The organism is Stenotrophomonas sp. TWI819, assembly GCF_039673075.1.
Taxonomy (GTDB): Bacteria; Pseudomonadota; Gammaproteobacteria; order Xanthomonadales; family Xanthomonadaceae; genus Stenotrophomonas; species Stenotrophomonas rhizophila_B.
In genome coordinates this window covers 65,481-83,947 of the sequence record NZ_JBDJKY010000006.1, presented here as the reverse complement: position 1 = coordinate 83,947, position 18,467 = coordinate 65,481, and the positions used below count along the sequence as shown (strand labels likewise).

Annotated in this window: 18 protein-coding genes; 14 read left to right on the top strand and 4 right to left on the bottom strand. The window is 67.9% G+C overall.

Going from position 1 to position 18,467, the window contains the following annotated elements; all coding sequences use genetic code 11:
- The first annotated feature begins 11 nt into the window (after nt 1-11).
- From ABE463_RS10085 to ABE463_RS10065, 5 genes are all read left to right on the top strand, one after another.
- The gene (locus tag ABE463_RS10085) at nt 12-449 is read left to right on the top strand and encodes a hotdog fold thioesterase (protein ID WP_346468063.1); all 438 of its coding nucleotides are present in this window, start codon (nt 12-14) and stop codon (nt 447-449) included.
- Nucleotides 450-630: 181 nt separating this feature from the next.
- Nucleotides 631-1,422: a lysophospholipid acyltransferase family protein gene (locus ABE463_RS10080; protein WP_265309910.1), complete on the top strand. Its 792-nt coding sequence runs from the start codon at nt 631-633 to the stop codon at nt 1,420-1,422.
- A gap of 57 nt (nt 1,423-1,479) precedes the next feature.
- Complete coding sequence (locus ABE463_RS10075) at nt 1,480-2,475, top strand: alpha/beta fold hydrolase (protein ID WP_259260785.1); 996 nt, start codon at nt 1,480-1,482, stop codon at nt 2,473-2,475.
- A gap of 62 nt (nt 2,476-2,537) precedes the next feature.
- Nucleotides 2,538-4,607 carry a tetratricopeptide repeat protein gene (locus ABE463_RS10070; protein ID WP_346468062.1) on the top strand — a complete coding sequence of 690 codons (2,070 nt, stop codon included), beginning with the start codon at nt 2,538-2,540 and terminating at the stop codon, nt 4,605-4,607.
- A 10-nt stretch (nt 4,608-4,617) separates the two neighbouring features.
- Nucleotides 4,618-5,229, top strand: a complete 612-nt coding sequence (locus ABE463_RS10065; protein WP_346468061.1) for a YbhB/YbcL family Raf kinase inhibitor-like protein — start codon at nt 4,618-4,620, stop codon at nt 5,227-5,229.
- Nucleotides 5,230-5,362: 133 nt separating this feature from the next.
- Here ABE463_RS10065 and ABE463_RS10060 read toward each other — a convergent pair whose 3' ends face one another.
- Together ABE463_RS10060 and ABE463_RS10055 are read right to left on the bottom strand one after the other, a co-directional pair.
- Nucleotides 5,363-6,187: an META and DUF4377 domain-containing protein gene (locus ABE463_RS10060; protein WP_346468060.1), complete on the bottom strand. Its 825-nt coding sequence runs from the start codon at nt 6,185-6,187 to the stop codon at nt 5,363-5,365.
- A gap of 71 nt (nt 6,188-6,258) precedes the next feature.
- Nucleotides 6,259-7,053 (bottom strand): undecaprenyl-diphosphate phosphatase, encoded by a 795-nt coding sequence (locus ABE463_RS10055; protein WP_123731036.1) that lies wholly within the window; start codon nt 7,051-7,053, stop codon nt 6,259-6,261.
- 277 nt (nt 7,054-7,330) lie between these two features.
- Between ABE463_RS10055 and glnA the strand changes: the two genes are divergently transcribed.
- The 9 genes from glnA (at nt 7,331) to ABE463_RS10010 (ending at nt 16,865) form a co-directional block, all read left to right on the top strand.
- The gene (glnA, locus tag ABE463_RS10050; protein ID WP_123731037.1) at nt 7,331-8,740 is read left to right on the top strand and encodes a type I glutamate--ammonia ligase; all 1,410 of its coding nucleotides are present in this window, start codon (nt 7,331-7,333) and stop codon (nt 8,738-8,740) included.
- 339 nt (nt 8,741-9,079) lie between these two features.
- Nucleotides 9,080-9,418 carry a P-II family nitrogen regulator gene (locus tag ABE463_RS10045; protein ID WP_019184907.1) on the top strand — a complete coding sequence of 113 codons (339 nt, stop codon included), beginning with the start codon at nt 9,080-9,082 and terminating at the stop codon, nt 9,416-9,418.
- 18 nt (nt 9,419-9,436) lie between these two features.
- Nucleotides 9,437-10,870: an ammonium transporter gene (gene amt / locus ABE463_RS10040; protein WP_346468059.1), complete on the top strand. Its 1,434-nt coding sequence runs from the start codon at nt 9,437-9,439 to the stop codon at nt 10,868-10,870.
- Nucleotides 10,871-11,011: 141 nt separating this feature from the next.
- Nucleotides 11,012-11,761 carry an N-acetylmuramoyl-L-alanine amidase gene (locus ABE463_RS10035; protein ID WP_346468058.1) on the top strand — a complete coding sequence of 250 codons (750 nt, stop codon included), beginning with the start codon at nt 11,012-11,014 and terminating at the stop codon, nt 11,759-11,761.
- Nucleotides 11,758-12,933, top strand: a complete 1,176-nt coding sequence (locus tag ABE463_RS10030) for a murein transglycosylase A (RefSeq protein WP_346468057.1) — start codon at nt 11,758-11,760, stop codon at nt 12,931-12,933. The genes ABE463_RS10035 and ABE463_RS10030 overlap by 4 nt, the downstream gene beginning before the upstream one ends.
- A gap of 91 nt (nt 12,934-13,024) precedes the next feature.
- Nucleotides 13,025-14,083, top strand: a complete 1,059-nt coding sequence (locus ABE463_RS10025) for an ATP-binding protein (RefSeq protein WP_346468056.1) — start codon at nt 13,025-13,027, stop codon at nt 14,081-14,083.
- Nucleotides 14,076-15,527, top strand: a complete 1,452-nt coding sequence (gene ntrC, locus ABE463_RS10020) for a nitrogen regulation protein NR(I) (RefSeq protein ID WP_346468055.1) — start codon at nt 14,076-14,078, stop codon at nt 15,525-15,527. The genes ABE463_RS10025 and ntrC overlap by 8 nt, the downstream gene beginning before the upstream one ends.
- Before the next feature lie 94 nt (nt 15,528-15,621).
- The gene (locus tag ABE463_RS10015) at nt 15,622-16,188 is read left to right on the top strand and encodes a superoxide dismutase family protein (RefSeq protein WP_346468053.1); all 567 of its coding nucleotides are present in this window, start codon (nt 15,622-15,624) and stop codon (nt 16,186-16,188) included.
- A gap of 53 nt (nt 16,189-16,241) precedes the next feature.
- Nucleotides 16,242-16,865 carry a superoxide dismutase family protein gene (locus tag ABE463_RS10010; RefSeq protein ID WP_346468052.1) on the top strand — a complete coding sequence of 208 codons (624 nt, stop codon included), beginning with the start codon at nt 16,242-16,244 and terminating at the stop codon, nt 16,863-16,865.
- Between the two features lie 82 nt (nt 16,866-16,947).
- Here the strand turns inward: ABE463_RS10010 and ABE463_RS10005 are convergent, their stop codons facing one another.
- Both ABE463_RS10005 and ABE463_RS10000 read right to left on the bottom strand, forming a co-directional pair.
- Nucleotides 16,948-17,421 (bottom strand): hypothetical protein, encoded by a 474-nt coding sequence (locus ABE463_RS10005; RefSeq protein ID WP_346468051.1) that lies wholly within the window; start codon nt 17,419-17,421, stop codon nt 16,948-16,950.
- 89 nt (nt 17,422-17,510) lie between these two features.
- Nucleotides 17,511-18,398: a hypothetical protein gene (locus ABE463_RS10000; protein ID WP_070472014.1), complete on the bottom strand. Its 888-nt coding sequence runs from the start codon at nt 18,396-18,398 to the stop codon at nt 17,511-17,513.
- Nucleotides 18,399-18,467 lie beyond the last annotated feature (69 nt).

Here is an 18,467-nt window from a genome sequence, read left to right as displayed (position 1 = left end):
GGAGAAGCTGCATGCCCCAGGTATTCCGCGACGCGGTGTCCCTCGAGACACTCAACGACCTTGGTCGCAACACACTCATCGAGCACCTGGGCATTGTATTCACGGCCGTGGGCGAGGACTGGATCAGCGCGACCATGCCGGTCGACGAACGTACCCGCCAGCCGTACGGCATCCTGCATGGCGGTGCGTCGGTGGTGCTGGCCGAGACGCTCGGCAGCAGTGCCGGCAACCTGTGTGTGGATACCAGCGCGCAGGTCTGCGTCGGGCTGGAGATCAATGCCAACCATATCCGCGCCGTGCGCGCCGGCACCGTCACCGGCACCGCGCGTGCGGTGCACGTCGGCCGCAGCACCCAGGTCTGGGACATCCGTATCGAAGATGAGGCCGGCAAGCTGGTCTGCACCTCGCGGCTGACGCTGGCCGTGGTTCCGGCGGTCCGGCCGGGCTGATCGGCGGCATGGCATGGACGCTGTGTTGCACCGGTCATGACAGTGCGCCGGCGCATGTCGCCCGGGTGGCTGTGCCGTGCAGGGGCACCGGCTTGACCGCGTGCGGCCAGTGGCGTGCCGCTGTCATGGAATTGTCCGGATTCCGCTGGCAGAGCCTGCGGCGCTCGGGTATCGTTCGCGGATGAATTCCCCCACTCCGGCCTCACGTGGCGGCGTGGCGCGTGTGTGCCGTTACCTGTACCGCGTACCGCTGCTGCTGGTCCACCTGTTGCTGTTCCTGCCGATGCTGCTGATCGCCATGCTGCCGCCGTGGGGGCGTATGCGTGTGGGCGAGCGTACGTTCGAGCATGCGGCGGTCAACGCCTGGTCGGCCGGCCTGATGTGGATCTTCGGCTTCCGGCTGCACCGGATCGGCACACCGCTGCCGGGCGCGGTGCTGTTCGTGGCCAACCACGTCAGCTGGGTCGACATCTCGATGCTGCACAGCCAGCGGATGATGGGCTTCGTGGCCAAGCAGGAGATCGCCGGGTGGCCGGTGGTCGGTTGGCTGGCGGCCCGCGGGCAGACGATCTTCCATCAGCGTGGCAGCACGGAATCGCTGGGGGGCGTGATGCAGGAAATGGTGGTGCGCCTGCGCGAGGGCAAAGCCGTTGGCGTGTTCCCGGAAGGGCGTACCCGCGGTGGGCACGAAGTGGGCCCGTTCCACGCGCGCATCTTCCAGGCCGCCGTCGAGACCCAGGTGCCGATCCAACCGGTGGCACTGCGCTATGGCGTGCGCGGTGACGCACAGACCATCGTCGCGTTCGGCCCGAAAGAGAGCTTCTTCGCCAACTTCCTGCGCCTGCTGGGCGAGCCGGCGCGGCGGGCCGAGGTGCACTTCCTCGCGCCTATTGGTACTCACGATCTGGAAGGCCGTCGGCGCATCGCGGAAACCTCGCGCGCGCGCATCCTGGCGGCCATGTCCGCCGAGTAACCCGGTGCTGTTCCTTCACGCGCCAGCGTCGCAGCCGGGAGCAGGCTCGCGCCCATGTTGACCGCTGCCGACTATCAACCGCCGCGTTGGCTGCGCAATCCCCACCTGCAGTCGATGCTCAGCTCCAGCCGCATGCGCATGCAGCGCGGCCTGGTGTTGCTTGCGGCCACCGGCGCGCACACCGACGAACTCATCCTCGATGGTGGCGAAGGCGTCCGCCTGCAGGGCTGGCACAGCTATATCCAGGGCCGTCAGCCGATCGGCATGGCGCTGCTGCTGCACGGCTGGGAAGGCAGCGCCGAATCCAGCTACATGCGCATGACGGCGGCGCGGCTGCTCGAAGAAGGCTATGACGTGGTGCGGCTGAACTTCCGCGATCACGGCAACACCCATCACCTCAATCCCGGCATCTTCCACTCCAACCGCATCGATGAAGTGGTGCACGCCGCCGGCGACATCGCCCGGCGTTGGCCTGAGCTGCCGCTGGTCGCGGCCGGCTATTCGCTGGGCGGCAACTTCGTGTTGCGTTTGGCCCTGCGTGCACCGTCGGCCGGGGTACCGTTGCGCCGGGTCGCCTCGGTCTGCCCGGTGCTGGACCCGGCCATCACGATGGAGAGCATCGAGAACGGCCCGGCGATGTACGACTGGTACTTCCGCCGCAAGTGGGCTGGCTCGCTGCGCCGCAAGCGCGACCTGTTCCCCGAGCTGAGCGACTGGGACGACCGCGTGCTCAAGCTGGACATCCGCGCGCTGACCGCCTGGCTGGTCGAGCACCACACCGATTTCGGCTCGCTGCAGGCCTACTTCGATGGCTACTCGATCGCCGGCGACCGGCTGGCCGGGCTGCAGGTACCGGCCGACATCCTCATGGCCCAGGACGATCCGGTGATCCCCGTCGCGACGTTCAACGGCTGGCGCCTGCCGGCCCATGCCCACCTGGAAATCGCCCCGTGGGGCGGCCACTGCGGCTTCCTGGAGAACTGGCGCGGCGATGGCTTCTCCGAGCGCTGGGTGGCCCAGCGGCTGGGGATCGAGGCGAACGCGCCCGCCTGATCGGCCGTTCTGGCGGGCCGGCCCCGCTACAATCGGGGTTTGACCCTCGAGTTCGGACCGTCATGCAAGACCAGATTCTTCAAGCCCTGCGCCGCAATGCGGTGGACGACGCCGTGCAGCTGGCGCGCGAATGGACCACGGCCGAGCCGGAGCAGCCGCAGGCGCACCGCTGGCTGTCGCTGTCGCTGCAGCAGCAGGGCCAGTTCGACGACGCGCTGACCAGCCTGCAGCAGGCACTGACGCTCGCCCCGGACAATGCCGATCTGCACCTGCAGCAGGCTGGCCTGCTGTTGGCCCTGCGCCAGTTCGATGCCGCCGGCTCGGCGCTGGACCGCACCGCCGAACTCAATCCCAATGAACTGTCCGCCTATGTGATGCAGGCGCACCTGGCGCTGGCCCGCAATGACGTCGATGAAGCCGACCGGCTGACCCGCCTGGCCACGCGTGTGGATGCGGACCATCCCGAACTGGCGGCCTTGACCGGCATGGTGGCGCTGCGCCGGGGCGAGGTGGATCGCGCGCTGTCGCTGCTGTCGGCCGCCAGCGAAGCCCTGCCGGGTGATTCGCGGGTGCTCTACGCCCTCGGCTTTGCCTACCTGGGCAAGGACATGCTCGCCTTCGCCGAGCAGGCGTTCCGCCGCGTGCTCGAGTTGAACCCGAGCGTCACTTCGCTGCAGGGCTTGATCGTGCAGCTGGCGCTTCGCCAGGGCCACGTGGATGTGGCCGCCGAGATGATGCGCCACGTGCTGGCCACCCCGGCCGGTGATACCCCGGCGATGCGCCGTCTGGCCGGCGAGTTGGAACTGCAGGCCGGGCAACCGCTGCAGGCGCTGGAGCAGCTGCTGCCGGTGCTGGCGCAGTGGCCTGCCGATCGCCACACCCTGCAGCTGCTGCTGATGGCCTGGCAACGCCTGGGCCGCGAACAGCAGGCCCGCGAAACGCTGGATGCGACGCTGGCCGATCACCCCCAGGTGCATGACCTGTGGATGGCGCGCCTGACCGTGGAGCCGGTCGGTGGGCCGGAAGCGGTTGCCGTGGGCGAGCGTTGGCTGGAGGCCATGCCCGAGCACCTGCCGGCGCTGGAAACCCGCCTGCGCCTGCACGACATGAACAATGAGGACGACGCGGCCGAAGCCGTGGCCGAGCGGATCGTGACCCTCGAACCGGGCCGTGCCAGTGGCGAAATGCGGCTGGTCGACGGCCTGCTCAAGCGCGATCCCTCGGCCGCCATCGCCCGCGTGCAGGCGCTGCACGATGGCGCGCCGGACGCGGCCAAGCCGTCGCTGCGCGCGTGGCTGGGCTCGGTCCAGGACCGTGCTGGCCAGTACCGTGAGGCGATCCGGACGTGGGTCGAACTGCACGCCGCCGAAGCACCGCAGCGTCTGCCGCTGCCGCCCCAGGCCAAGGCGCCGCTGAGCTGGCCGGACCTGGCGCCCCTGCCGGAGGGCAATCCGATCGCACCGATCTTCGTCTGGGGTGCCCCGGGCTCGGGCGTGGAGCGCGTGGTCGCGGCCATGGCCGCCGCCAGCCCGGTGGTGCGCGGGGATCGGTTTGGTGCGACCCCGCCCAACGATGCCTTCCAGAGCTATCACACGCTGCAGGACCTCTCGACCGGCAAGCTCACTGCCGAGGCGCTTGTTGAACAATGGCGCAGCCAGCTGCCGGCGCGCGGCGTTCCCGAAGGTGCGGTGATCGACTGGCTGCTGTGGTGGGACAACGCATTGCTGTGGGCGTTGCGCCCGCAGCTGCCGGAGGGCCGCCTGATCATCGCGCTGCGCGACCCGCGCGACATGCTGCTGGAGTGGATCGCCTTCGGTGCACCGGCACCGTTCGCGCTGAACTCGGTGCACGAAGCCGCCGAATGGCTGGCGCGCTCGCTCGCCCAGATCGCGACCCTGCACGAGCAGGACCTGTACCCGAACGCGCTGGTGCGCATCGACGACATCGGCCACGACGCCGTCGCCATGGCCGAGCACCTGGGCGAACTGTTCGGCATGCGCTTTCCGCCGGCGCCCTCGCTGGGGCCGGCACGCATGGCACCGGGCCATTGGCGCGACTACCGCGATGAGATGGGCCCGGCCTTCGCGCTGCTGACCTCGGTCGCGGTGCGCCTGGGCTACCCGGAAGAGTGAGGACACGCACATGCAGCTGAGCAGTGACAGCATCACCAACGGGCAGCCGATCGCGGCCACGTTCGCGGCCGGCAACGCCGAGGGCTTCGCGCCCAACCGCAACCCGCAGCTGGCCTGGCACGACGTGCCGGCCGGTACCCGTTCGTTCGCGTTGTTGTGTATCGACCCGGATGTGCCGACCGTGCCGGAGACGGTGGGCCGCCAGGATTGCACGGTGCCACGCGATCAGCCGCGTGCGCACTTCGCGCACTGGGCGATGGCCGATATCCCGGCCGACGTGCGCGAGCTCGCCGCGGGCAGCTGCAGCGACGGCTTCACCGTACGCGGCAAGACCCAGCCGGCGGGCCCGGCAGGCAGTCGTCAGGGCCTGAACGATTTCACCGGCTGGTTTGCCGGCAATCCGGACATGGCCGGCCAGTACCTGGGCTATGACGGCCCGTACCCGCCGTTCAACGACGAACGCGTGCATCGCTATTTCTTCCGCGTGTTCGCGCTGGACGTGGCGCAGCTGGCGCTGCGCGATCCGTTCACTGCAGCGGACGTGCTGCGTGCGATGCAGGGGCACGTGCTGGCCGAAGCCTCGCTGCATGGCACCTACACGTTGAATCCGGCGCTGGCCTGAGGTGAGGCCGACCGTTGGTCGGCAGGTGCCCCGGTAGGTACCGACCGTTGGTCGGTACTGCGCTATCGGGAGCCGGCCAGCGGCCGGCACTACAGAATGAAGAAGGGCGGCCGGTGGCCGCCCTTCTGCGTTCTTATTTCTTCTCGTTCGCGGATTCGACCACCATGTCCAGCACGTAGGCGTTGGACGAGGCATCGGCCGGCGGGTTGGCGATTTTGTAGCGCTTCACGCGCACCACGTTGCGCACGCCGTCTTCGTGGGTATAGCCCTCGATGACGTCGTAGAAGTTCTGCCACTCGCCCGGCTCACCCTGCTTGATGCCGTTGGCGTCGTAGCGGATCTCACGGGTCTGCAGGCACTGCTTGTCGCGGATCATCGGGTGCGGGCACGGCTTGGTCTGCGCGGCCACTTCCAGGAACACCGTTTCGCCTTCGCCGCCGTAGCGGGTTTCAGCGGTCGGTTCCGGGGTGAACACCAGTACATCACCCTTGGCGGTGCGCAGGGTCAGCTGACCGGCATCGCCCAGTTCGGTCCTCAGTGCGCCTTCCAGGCGGCTGCCCACGGCCTGGTCCAGCGCCATCAGGTTGTTGTCCGTGCAGGCCATCATGGTCGAGGCCATCGGCGAGATGGTCAGCGAACCATCGGCCAGCGTGTACCCGCCGCCCATGCGGTTGCAGGTGTTGCTGATCGCGATGCGGTCATCCTTGAAGTCCAGCGTGACCGGCTTGTCGGCACGGGCGAACAGCGCATCGATGCGGTTGCCGCTGGCATCGGTGGCCGAATCCAGGCGCCAATGGCTGCCCTGCAGGCGCTGCACGTCCAGACGGGCCACAGCGGCCTGGTCGGCGGCGGCGGTCGGGGCCGGGGCGAGGTCATCGCGGCCGGCCGGGGCGGTGGAGGGGTTGCTGCAGGCGGCCATCAGGGCCAGCGGCAGGATCAGCATCAGGGTGCGTTTCATGTACATCTCCTTGGGAACCTGGGGAAAAACGCCGGCGCATCCACAACGGGGTTGTGCCGGCGCCGGGCCGTTCAGTTGCCAGCCGGCAACCAGAGCAGCAACGCCGCGCCCAGGGCAATGCGGTAGAACGCGAACGCCGTGAACCGGTGCGACTTGATGTAGCCCAGCAACCACTTCACTACGATGAAGCCGGTGACGACCGCGGCAAGGAAGGCCACGCCCACATCGGTCCAGTTCTCGCTGGCCAGCTTGCCGTCCTTGGCCAGTTCCAGGAAGGCATAGCCGCTGGCGGCGAACATGGTCGGGATCCCCACCAGGAACACGAACTCGGTGGCCTTCGCGCGGCGGCTCAGGCCGAACAGCATCGCGATGAAGATCGCCGCGGCCGAACGCGAGGTCCCCGGGAACACACCGGCCACCACCTGCGCCACGCCGACCAGGATGGCGACCTTCCAGGTCACCTCATCGCGCTCGGGCAGGCGCGCGGTGTAGGCCTCCACCAAGAGCATCCAGAGGCCGCCGATGATCAGCGCCCAGGCCACCGGGGTGACCGTCTCGGGCAGCTCCCAGCCGGCCAGGCGGACCGGCAGGCCCACCACGGCGGTGACCAGGAAGGCGGTGCCGAGCTTGAGCACGTAATCGCGGTTGGCGCGCTCATGCAGGCCGGTCGCCAGGGACCACAGCCGCTGCCGGAACACCAGCGTGATCGCCAGGATCGCGCCGGCCTGGATGATGATGTTGAAGAAGTCCGAGCGTGCGCCCAGCCAGTGCTGGGCGATCAGCAGGTGGCCGGTGCTGGAGATCGGCAGGAATTCGGTGAGGCCTTCAAGAATGCCCAGAAGGAGGGCGGAGAGCAGGTCGGACATCGGCGGTACTGGAGCTCGCGGAGGGGTGGAATCGGGCAGCGGCGACAGCGGGACGCTGTGGCCAACGTCGCCTGTCGACGGCCCGTGGGCGTAAAGCATAGAGCATCCCGCATTGCACCAAAGGTGTGCGTGGTGCAGCGTTTGCACTGCTTTGGTGCGTCCGTCCATGCGCCGCGCGGCGCGCCAGGCCAGTGAAATCAAGGATTTGTGAACGCTGAAAAGTTGGCACGGGGTTTGCTGTATCTACCTACGCAATCACCCATCTGAGGTTTCACCGATGTCCGTGGAAAATGTTGAGAAGCTGATCAAGGACAACCAGATCGAGTTCATCGACCTGCGTTTCGTCGATATGCGTGGTATCGAGCAGCACGTCACCTTCCCGGTCAGCATCGTGGAGCCGTCGCTGTTTGAAGAAGGCAAGATGTTCGATGGCAGCTCGATCGCCGGCTGGAAGGGCATCAACGAATCGGACATGGTCCTGCTGCCGGATCCGTCCAGCGCCTACATCGACCCGTTCTACGCCGACCCGACCCTGGTCATCAGCTGCGACATCCTCGATCCGGCCACCATGCAGCCGTACGGCCGTTGCCCGCGCGGCATCGCCAAGCGCGCCGAGGCCTATCTGAAGTCCTCCGGCATCGCCGAGCAGGCGTTCTTCGGCCCGGAGCCGGAGTTCTTCATCTTCGATTCGGTCCGCTTCGCCAATGACATGGGCCACACCTTCTTCAAGATCGATTCCGAAGAAGCGGCCTGGAGCACCGGTGACAAGTACGACGGCGCCAACAGCGGCTACCGTCCCGCCGTGAAGGGCGGCTACTTCCCCGTCCCGCCGACCGATTCGCTGCACGACCTGCGTGCGGAAATGTGCAAGACGCTGGAACAGGTCGGCATCGAAGTGGAAGTGCAGCACCACGAAGTGGCCACCGCCGGCCAGTGCGAGATCGGCACCAAGTTCAGCACCCTGGTGCAGAAGGCCGATGAACTGCTGCGCATGAAGCACGTCATCAAGAACGTCGCCCACCGCAACGGCAAGACCGCCACCTTCATGCCCAAGCCGATCGTCGGCGACAACGGCAGCGGCATGCACGTGCACCAGTCGCTTTCCAAGGGCGGCACCAACCTGTTCTCCGGTGACGGCTACGGCGGCCTGAGCCAGCTGGCGCTGTGGTACATCGGCGGCATCTTCAAGCACGCCAAGGCGATCAACGCCTTCGCCAACTCCGGCACCAACAGCTACAAGCGCCTTGTCCCGGGCTTCGAAGCTCCGGTGATGCTGGCCTACTCGGCCCGCAACCGTTCGGCTTCGTGCCGCATTCCGTGGGTGTCCAACCCGAAGGCGCGCCGCATCGAAATGCGCTTCCCCGATCCGATCCAGTCCGGCTACCTGACCTTCACTGTGCTGATGATGGCCGGCCTGGACGGCATCAAGAACCAGATCGACCCGGGTGCACCGAGCGACAAGGATCTGTACGACCTGCCGCCGGAAGAAGAGAAGCTGATCCCGCAGGTCTGCTCCTCGCTGGACCAGGCCCTGGAAGCGCTGGACAAGGACCGCGAGTTCCTCAAGGCCGGTGGCGTGATGAGCGACGACTTCATCGACGGCTACATCGCGCTGAAGATGCAGGAAGTCACCCGCTTCCGCGCGGCGACCCACCCGCTCGAATACCAGATGTACTACGCGAACTGAGCAACAGGTGACGATGACGAAGGATATCCCTCCCACCCTTCGTCATCGTCGCCGCCCTTTGCAGCCCTCGCATCCGGGCGGCAACGGGGCCGCAGGACATGTGCTGCAGCTGGGGAGCCGCAGCGCAGGCAACACGCACCACCAGGGGCAAGAGAGACCGGACGCGTCATGGGCCCTTCCTCCCTCCCGCGTCACCGCTGGCGTCGCCCTTCGGGCGTCGGCATCGGCGTGGCCCATGCAACGTTCGGCGCAACGACCGGCGGCCATGTGCAAGTGGCCGCCGGTTGACCTGACATCGGCCCTACGCGGGCCGGTTCCATCCACCATCGGGATATGCGCATGAAACTGATCTCCGCCATCATCCGGCCGTTCAAGCTCGACGAGGTCCGCGAGGCCCTCTCCGACGCTGGCGTGTCGGGCATCACCGTGACCGAAGTCAAAGGCTTCGGGCGCCAGAAGGGCCACACCGAGTTGTATCGCGGCGCGGAGTACGTCGTGGATTTCCTGCCGAAGATCAAGATCGAGACCGTCGTGACCGACGATCGCCTGGAGGCCGTCGTCGAGGCCATCCAGACCGCGGCTGGCACCGGCAAGATCGGCGACGGCAAGATCTTTGTCACCGCGGTCGAACAGGTCGTCCGCATCCGCACCGGCGAAATCGGCGCTGACGCGCTCTAACCCCACTCGGAGCCCACAATGAAGACCTCTTTGTTCACCGGGTGGCAAGCCCGGTTCCATGCCGTGTGCCTGATGATGTTGATCAGCGCGTTGGCCGTTGGTGCCTTCTCCAGCAGCGCGCACGCCCAGGCGCAGGTCACCCCGGCACCGTCGGAGACGGTCGCGGTCGAGCCGTTGCCGACCGCGCCGGAGGCCACGGCTGCCCCGGTTGCCGAAACCGCCGCTGCGGCCTCGTTCGATCACGGCGATGTCGCCTGGATGCTCACCTCCACCTTGCTGGTGCTGCTGATGGTGGTGCCGGGCCTGGCCCTGTTCTACGGCGGCCTGGTCCGCTCCAAGAACGTGCTGTCCATTCTCAGCCAGATCCTGGTGGTGTTCTCGCTGGTGCTGATGCTGTGGGTGGCCTACGGCTACAGCGCGGTGTTCAGCGAAGGCAACGCCTTCTTCGGCTCGTTCACGCAGTTCGCCTTCCTCAAGGGCTTCGGCCCGGATACCGTCGGCAACACGCCGATCGCCGGCCTGCCGGATTACCTGTTCGTCGCCTTCCAGTCGACCTTCGCCGGCATCACCACCGCCCTGATCGTCGGCGCGTTCGCCGAGCGCATCAAGTTCAAGGCCGTGCTGCTGTTCTCGGCCCTGTGGTTCACCCTGAGCTACATCCCGATGGCGCACATCGTGTGGGGCGGCGGCTATCTGGGTGAGATGGGCGCGATCGACTTCGCCGGTGGCACCGTGGTCCACATCAATGCCGGCGTGGCGGGCCTGGTGGGCGCGTACTTCGTCGGCAAGCGCATCGGCTACGGCCAGACGGCACTGAAGCCGCACAACGTGCCGTTCACCTATATCGGCGCGATGCTGCTGTGGGTGGGCTGGTTCGGCTTCAACGCCGGCTCGGCTGCCGCAGCCGATACTGTCGCCTCGCTGGCCTTCATCAATACCATCCTGGCCACCGCCGCCGCGGTGCTGGGCTGGACGCTGGTCGAAGCAGTCAGCAAGGGCAAGCCGTCCGCGCTGGGCGCTGCCTCCGGCGCCGTCGCCGGCCTGGTCGGCATCACCCCGGCCTGCGGCACCGTGGGCCCGCTGGGCGCGATCGTGATCGGCCTGGTCGCCGGCGTGGTCTGCGTCTGGGGCGTCACCGGTCTCAAGCGCCTGCTCAAGGTCGATGACACCGCCGATGTGTTCGGCGTGCACGGCATCGGCGGCATCGTCGGTGCGCTGCTTACCGGTGTGTTCAGCGCGCAATCGCTGGGCGGCACCAAGGCCGACCTGGACATCGGTCATCAGGTCTGGGTGCAGCTGGTCAGCGTCGGCTTCACCATCGTCTGGTGTGCCGTGGCCACTGTGCTGATCCTGCTGGTGGTGCGCATGGTGTTTGGCCTGCGCGTCACCGAAGAAGCCGAGCGCACCGGCCTGGACGTCACCTCGCACGGCGAGTCGGCCTACGAGGCCTGATCCGCGCGCAATACCGCATTAGAAACGAGAGAGAGATGTTTTACCTTTGTCGGCGGCCTTCGGGTCGCCGGTTTTTTGTGGGCGCCTGCTGGGCATTACCGCGCTTTGGCAGCTGATCGTGCAATCACGCACAATGCAGGCATGCACGTGACCCGTACTTCCCTCGCACTGCTCGCCCTTCTGCTGCTCGCCGCCTGCGCCAGCACCGAGGTCCGCAGCCCGCTCGCCACCTGGGTGCCGTCGCCGAACCACAACGCGCGCGAGCCGGTCGTGATCGTCCTGCACCACACCGATCAGCATTCCGTGCAGGAGAGCCTGGATACGCTGCGTAGTGCCAACAGCGGCGGCAAGGTCAGCTCGCACTACCTGGTCGGCGCCGATGGCCACATCTACCAACTGGTGGGCGATGACCGCCGCGCCTGGCATGCCGGTCCCGGGCGCTGGGGCACGATCACCGATCTCAACTCGGCCTCGATCGGCATCGAGATCGACAACGACGGCGATACGCCGTTCGCACCGGCACAGATCGCGGCCCTGATCCGCCTGCTGGATGACCTGTGCACGCGCCTGCGCATCCCGCGGACACAGATCATCGCGCATGCCGATCTGGCCCCGTCGCGCAAGCAGGATCCCAGCCGTTTCTTCCCGTGGCAGCAGCTGGCCGAGGCCAGTTTCGGCGTATGGCCGCGCGCGACCGATGGCCCGGCACCGATGGGCTTCGATCCCTGGATGGCCCTGCAGGCCTTCGGTTACCCGATGGACGACCGGGCGGCCGCCGTCGGCGCCTTCCACCGCCGCTTCCGCGGCCGCGACGATCTCCCCGCAGATCTCGATGCCGAAGACGCCCGCATCCTGCACTCGCTGCTGCTGCAACAGGAACGCCGCCCATGAAGTTCACGCCCGTCCTCCCCGCACTCAAGCACGCCGCGCTGATGGGGGTGGGGCTGGCGCTGTTGAGTGCCTGCGCGGTCGCGCCGCCGCGCTCGGCATCACCAGCGCCTGTGCAAACCAGCACTTACGCGAAGGCAAATTGGAACGCATTGCCTGCCGTCGCAGACGCCGATCTGCAGGCTGGCTTCGCGGCCTGGCGCAGTGCCTGCCCACGCCTGAAGACGGAGGCCAACTGGGCATCCACCTGCGCCGCAGCGGCCAATGTCGCCACCACGCCGGCCGCCATCCGCAAGTTCCTGCAGGCGAATCTCGACGTCTATGCCCTGCGCGCCGGTGGCAGCCGGGCCGACGGATTGATCACCGGCTACTACGAGCCGATCTATGCCGGCAGCCTCAGCCGCACTGCCAAGGCATCGGTACCCGTGTACGGCGTGCCGGACGACATGGTCAGCGTCCAGCTCGACAGCCTCTACCCCGAACTCAAGGGCAAGCGGCTGCGCGGCCGCGTCGAGGGACGCGTGCTCAAGCCGTATGACGATGCCGCGCGGATCGCCGCGAACGGCGTCAAAGCGCCGGTGCTGGCCTGGCTCACCAGCCCGATGGACCTGCAGTTCCTGCAGATCCAGGGCTCCGGTCGCGTGCAGCTGGCCGACGGCCGCCAGCTGCGTATCGCCTACGCCGACCAGAACGGCCATCCCTACCGCCCGATCGGCCGCTGGCTGGTGGAGCAGGGTGAGTTGAAGCAGGCCGATGTGAGCATGGCCGCCATCCGCGCCTGGGCCGACGCCCACCCGACGCGTGTGCCCGAACTACTGGCCAGCAATCCCAGCTATGTGTTCTTCACACGCGGCCCGGACAGCGATGAAGGCCCGCGCGGCTCGTTGAACGTGCCGCTGACCGCCGGCTACAGCGTCGCGGTGGACCGCAACGTCGTGCCACTGGGCAGCCTGCTGTGGCTGTCCACCACGCGCCCGGACGGCACCGCGCTGGTGCGCCCGGTCGCCGCGCAGGACACCGGCGGTGCCATCACCGGCGAAGTGCGCGCGGATTTGTTCTGGGGCACTGGCGATGCCGCCGGCGAGCTGGCCGGGCACATGAAGCAGAAGGGCACGATCTGGATGCTGTGGCCGAAGGGTGTGGCGTTGCCGAAGGCGCCGGACCCCGCCAACTGACGGCAGGTGCACGCTGCCCGGGCGTTTGCCAGCGCGCGGCTGCGCGCAGCACAAGATCAACACGCCTGCCGTTTTGCACTACATTGGTGCAATGACCACCACGCTCCTGCCCCCCGCCCTCGACGCCCTCGGCACCCCTGTCGCCTGGGCCGACGCCAGCGGCCGCGTGGTGGGCTGCAATCCCGCCTTCGCCCGCTGGCTGGGCGTGAGCGTGCGCCGCCTGCTGGGCCAACCGCTGGCGTCGCTGGAGGCGCAGGGCGATGCCTTGGCCCACTTCCTGGCCCGCGATGAGCGCGACACCCTGCGTCTGCACCGGCTGGCCTTGGCGCTGCCGGGCGATGCACCCCGTTTTGCCGAGGGGTGGCTGAGCCGCTGGGACGAGGGCGGCTGGTTGCTGGAGGCGCATCCGGTCGATGAATTCCCGGGGCTGGACCCTACCCAGGCGCTGCCCAGCGCGCTCAGTGCCGCGCTCAAGGGCCTGGCCCACGAGCTGCGCAATCCGCTGGCCGGCCTGAAGGGTGCGGCCCAGCTGCTGGCACGCCGCAACGCGCAACGCGATCCGGACGAGCGTGAGCTGATCGAGCTGATCGGCTCGGAGATCGAGCGCCTCAACGGCCTGCTCGAGCAATTGCTGTCACCCGCGCCGGCCGCGCCGCATGCGCCGCTCAACATCCACGCCTCGCTGGAGCGCGTCCTGCGCCTGGCCGAGAGCGAGGGCGGCTGGGCGGTCCGGATCCAGCGCGATTACGACCCCAGCATTCCCGAGTTCGATGGCGATGCGGACCGGCTCACCCAGGCGGTGTGGAACCTGGTCCGCAATGCGATCCAGGCCGGTGCGGGCACCGTCACCCTGCGTACGCGCGTGGAGCACGGCGTGCGCATCACCGATCAGCTGCATCCGCTGGCGCTGCGGCTGGAAATCGCCGACGACGGCCGTGGCGTGCCCGAAGACCTGGCCGAGCATCTGTTCCTGCCGCTGGTCAGCGGCCGCGCCGAAGGCACCGGGTTGGGCCTGGCGCTGGCCCAGCAGGTCGCGCGCGAGCACCGCGGCACCCTGACCTACCGCTCGCGCCCGGGCCATACCGTATTCACCGTGCTGCTGCCGATCGGGCAGGGCACCCCCGCCGAGGACACTGCCGCCCATGGCTGACCAGGTCGACACCACCGCCCAGCGCGTCTGGGTGGTCGACGATGACCGCGCGGTGCGCTTCGTGCTGTGCACCGCGCTGCGCGAGGCCGGCTACCGCGTCGAAGGCTTCGACGGCGCGGCGGCCGCGTTGGCGATGCTGGCCGAGCAGGCGCCGCCGGATCTGCTGTTCACCGATGTCCGCATGCCCGGTGATGATGGTCTGGTCCTGCTGGACAAGCTGAAGGCAGCGCATCCGCAGCTGCCGGTGATCGTGATGTCGGCCTATACCGATGTGGCGAGCACGGCCGGTGCCTTCCGCGGCGGTGCACAGGAGTTCCTGTCCAAGCCGTTCGATCTGGATGACGCGGTCGCGCTGGCGCAGCGGGTGCTGCCCGCGCCGGATGTCACTCTGGCCGAGCCGAGCGAGACCGCCAGCACGACACCGCCCGATCAGCGTCCGCAGCTGGTCGGCGATACCCCGGCGATGCGCGCGTTGTTCCGCGCGATCGGCCGCTTGGCGCAGGCGCCACTGTCGGTCTTGATCAATGGCGAGACCGGCACCGGCAAGGAGCTGGTGGCGCATGCGCTGCACCACGAGTCGCCGCGCGTGCAGGGGCCGTTCGTCGCCCTCAATACCGCGGCGATTCCGTCCGAACTGCTGGAAAGCGAGTTGTTCGGCCACGAGGCGGGTGCGTTCACCGGTGCACAGCGTCGCCATATCGGCCGCTTCGAACAGGCCAACGGCGGCACACTGTTCCTGGATGAAATCGGCGACATGCCGTTACCGCTGCAGACGCGCCTGCTGCGCGTGCTGGCCGAGGGCGAGTTCTTCCGCGTGGGCGGGCGCGAGCTGATCCGCGTGGATGTGCGCGTGATCGCTGCGACCCATCAGGATCTGGAAACGCTGGTCGCGCAGGGGCGCTTCCGCGCCGATCTGCTGCACCGGCTGGATGTGGTGCGGCTGCGCCTGCCACCGCTGCGTGAGCGTCGTGACGATGTCGCGCAGCTGGCCGAAACCTTCCTTGTGGCGGCCGCGCACAAACTCGATACACCGCCCAAGCGCCTGACCGCAGCAGCACTGCAGGCGCTGCGCGAACACGATTGGCCCGGCAACGTGCGTGAGCTGGAGAACGTGTGCTGGCGCATGGCCGCGCTTGCCGCCGCCGACAGCATCGGCGTGGCCGACGTGGACAGCGCACTGCATCGCGGTGCCGGCGCACCGCGCTCGCGCAGTGCCGGTGATCCGGGGCAGTGGGAAACGCTGCTTTCGGCGTGGGCGCGCCAGCGTCTGGCCGAAGGGGCTGAAGGCCTGCACGCGCAGGTGCGCGACCGGGTCGACCAGGCGCTGCTCGAAGCGGCCCTGCAGATCACCCACGGCCGCCGTGCCGAGGCGGCCGCGCGGCTGGGCATGGGCCGCAACACCCTCACCCGCAAGCTCGGCGCCGGCCGCCGTCGCGGCGGATGAACCGCATGTCCACACCGCGTGTGCGCCATGTCCGGGCCGCTTTCATGGCCCGTGGACGAGCACACGGTTAGTTTGCAACCAAGGAGTCTTTCCCATGCGCAGTTCCCATGTTGTCCTCGCTGCGGCGATCGCGGTCGGTCTGGCCGCCTGCGGCAGCACGCCGCCGCCGCGCCCCGTCGCCCCCGTCGTACCGGTGGTCAGTACCGCGCAGATGGCCGAGGCGAACCTGTCGCCGGCCTCGGCCAGTCTGGTCAGTGGGCGCCTGGCGCTGGTCCCGGATGCCCGTGGCGTGCACATCACCGGTGTCATCGGTGGTCTGCAGCCGCTGCAGGTGGCCGGGTTCCACGTCCATGAGCGCGGCGACTGCAGTGCAGTGGATGCCAGCAGCGCCGGTGCGCATTTCAATCCTGCCGGGCAACCGCACGGCCGCAACAGTGCCGGTGCGCATCATGCCGGTGACATGGACAACCTGCGCGCCGATGCGCAGGGCCGCGTCAACGTCGACATCCGCCTGCCAGCAGTTACCCTTGGCGGCGGCGCAGCCACCGATATCGCCGGACGTGCACTGATCGTGCACGCCAACGCCGACGATTACCGCAGCCAGCCGGCCGGCAACGCCGGCGCCCGAATTGCCTGCGGCGTCATCCGGGTCGTGCGCTGATCGCGCAGTCCTACGACGTCGTTTCTTCCAACGCTACCCGCAAGGAGATTCACATGCGCCTGATCCACACCACGCTGTTCGCTGCCATCGCCGCGCTCGGCCTGACCGCCTGCAACAAGCCGGCCGACACCACCCCGGCTGCCGAAGCGACGGCCGCCCAGCCGACGGCTGAAACGACCCCCGAGGCACCGCCGGCAATGACCAGCGAAGCCCATGGCAACCACACCGCCAGTGCCGATCTCGCGGCCACCCAGGGCAATAACGTCAAAGGCAACGTGACCTTCAGCGTCGTCGACGGCAAGGTCCACGTGAAAGGCCAGGTCAGCGGCCTGAAGCCGAACAGCGAGCACGGCTTCCACATCCATGAGAAGGGCGACTGCAGCGCGCCGGACGGCGCCAGCGCCGGCGGCCACTTCAACCCGGGTCAGCAGGACCACGGCAGCGTGGCCAGCGAACCGCATCACGGCGGCGACATGCCCAACATCAAGGCCGATGCCCAGGGCAACGCCGTGGTCGACGCCCCGGTGTCGACCAACGTCAACATCGGCAAGGGTGATGGCTTCGACATCATCGGCCGCGGCCTGATCGTCCATGCCGACGCGGACGACTACAAGACCCAGCCGACCGGCAATGCCGGTGCACGCCTGGCGTGCGCAGTGATCAAAGCGGCCCCGTAATCCGGGCCGTGTTTGACGAAAAACGCCGGCATTCGCCGGCGTTTTTTTAAATAACGGGGACGGAGGTAGTTAAGCGGCAGGCTTAACTACCTCCGTCCCTCTTAACGCCTCCCAGAACGCGTCTCAGATAGGCATTCATCCGGGCGCAGCCTTCGGTGGTGCTTTCGCACAAGGTGGCCCACGCCTGGCGGCGACGGTGGAGTTCATGCTCAGGCAGATACGTGCGCAACCGGGCAACGGACGGTGCCATCGGATGCGGTGGGGTGAAGATCAGCCACGTTCTGGCGGAAAAGGCGGGATCTTCGATCACGGCCGCCGCGGTTGTCTGGTAGGCGAGCATGCCAGGCTCCAGTGGCAGCCCGCGCATCGCCTCCACGTCCTTGCGCATGGGCAGGCCTTGAACGAAGGCAGCGACCGTGGTGTATTCCATCGGCTCGCTGTCGGCTTCGTTGTGCTGTATCTCGCGGCTGCGGGCGGTCGCGGCGGCGAAGAGCAGCAGGATGCACGCTAGAGCGATGCGGGATGCAGCGTTGAGTGTGTAAGCGTTCGTCTGCATGTGTCTTCCATGAAATATAGATAACGGGGACTAACGGGGACGGAGGTAGTTAAGCCGCAGACTTAACTACCTCCGTCCCCGTTAATGCCTTAGCGCGCCAGCAATTCGCGCGCGTCCTGCCCGGCCTCGCAATGCACGAACAGCACCGGCAGGCCGTGCGCTTCCAGCACGGCGGCCATCTGCCGCTGGCGGATCAGGTACTGATCGTAGATGCCCTGCAGGCGATCACAGTCGCCGGTGCCGTGGTTGTAGTACGCACACCAGCCGGCGGGGTCGAACAGCGCCATACGCACTTCGCCATCAGCGTATCGAAGCAGCGGCTCCGGCGCGGCGTCGAGCCACTCTTCCACGTGCGGTGCCATCAGCGCGGTTTCGATCAGCGGCCACAGAATCGCCAGGCCCTGGTTGTCGTACTGCATCGACATCATCGCGGCGAGATCATTCACCGTGAAATAGCGGGCGTGCTCGATCTGCGCGCCAAAGGCGTTCTGCGCCTGCAGCGCGGTATCGGCCTGCGCCATGCCCTGGGCCAGCAGCACCTCTTCCAGTGCTTCGGCCACGGCCTGGGTCTGGACGACTTCGGTGCCGGTCAGCAGGAACGGGACGACCCGCAGGCCGCCGCCGGTCAGGCTGGCATCGGCCTGGAACGGCAGCGGGACATCGCCATCGGCGCCGGCACCAAAAGCCAGCACGCGCGGGCCCTGGTTGCGGCCCGGGGCGCGCATCTGCAGTTCTTCCAGGCGCCGGTGCACCGGCCAGCCCGGGCGCAGGATTTCCGCCGGATCGAAATGGGCGCCGGCGAACACGAAGTCCAGCCCGCTGACGCCGGGCACCAGCTTGGCCAGATCGCGGCCGACGCGTTCGGCCAGTTCACCAGCCTGTTCGGAGGACAGCGCGGCATGGCGCGGGGCGTCGCCGCCGGCCAGTTCCAATGCCAGTACGCCAATGGCATTCATGCCGTGGTCGGGTTTGCTCATGGTTTCACGGTTGGCCCATCACAGGGCGGCAGCTACACTTGGCCCCATTATGCCTGCTCCTTCGTGCAG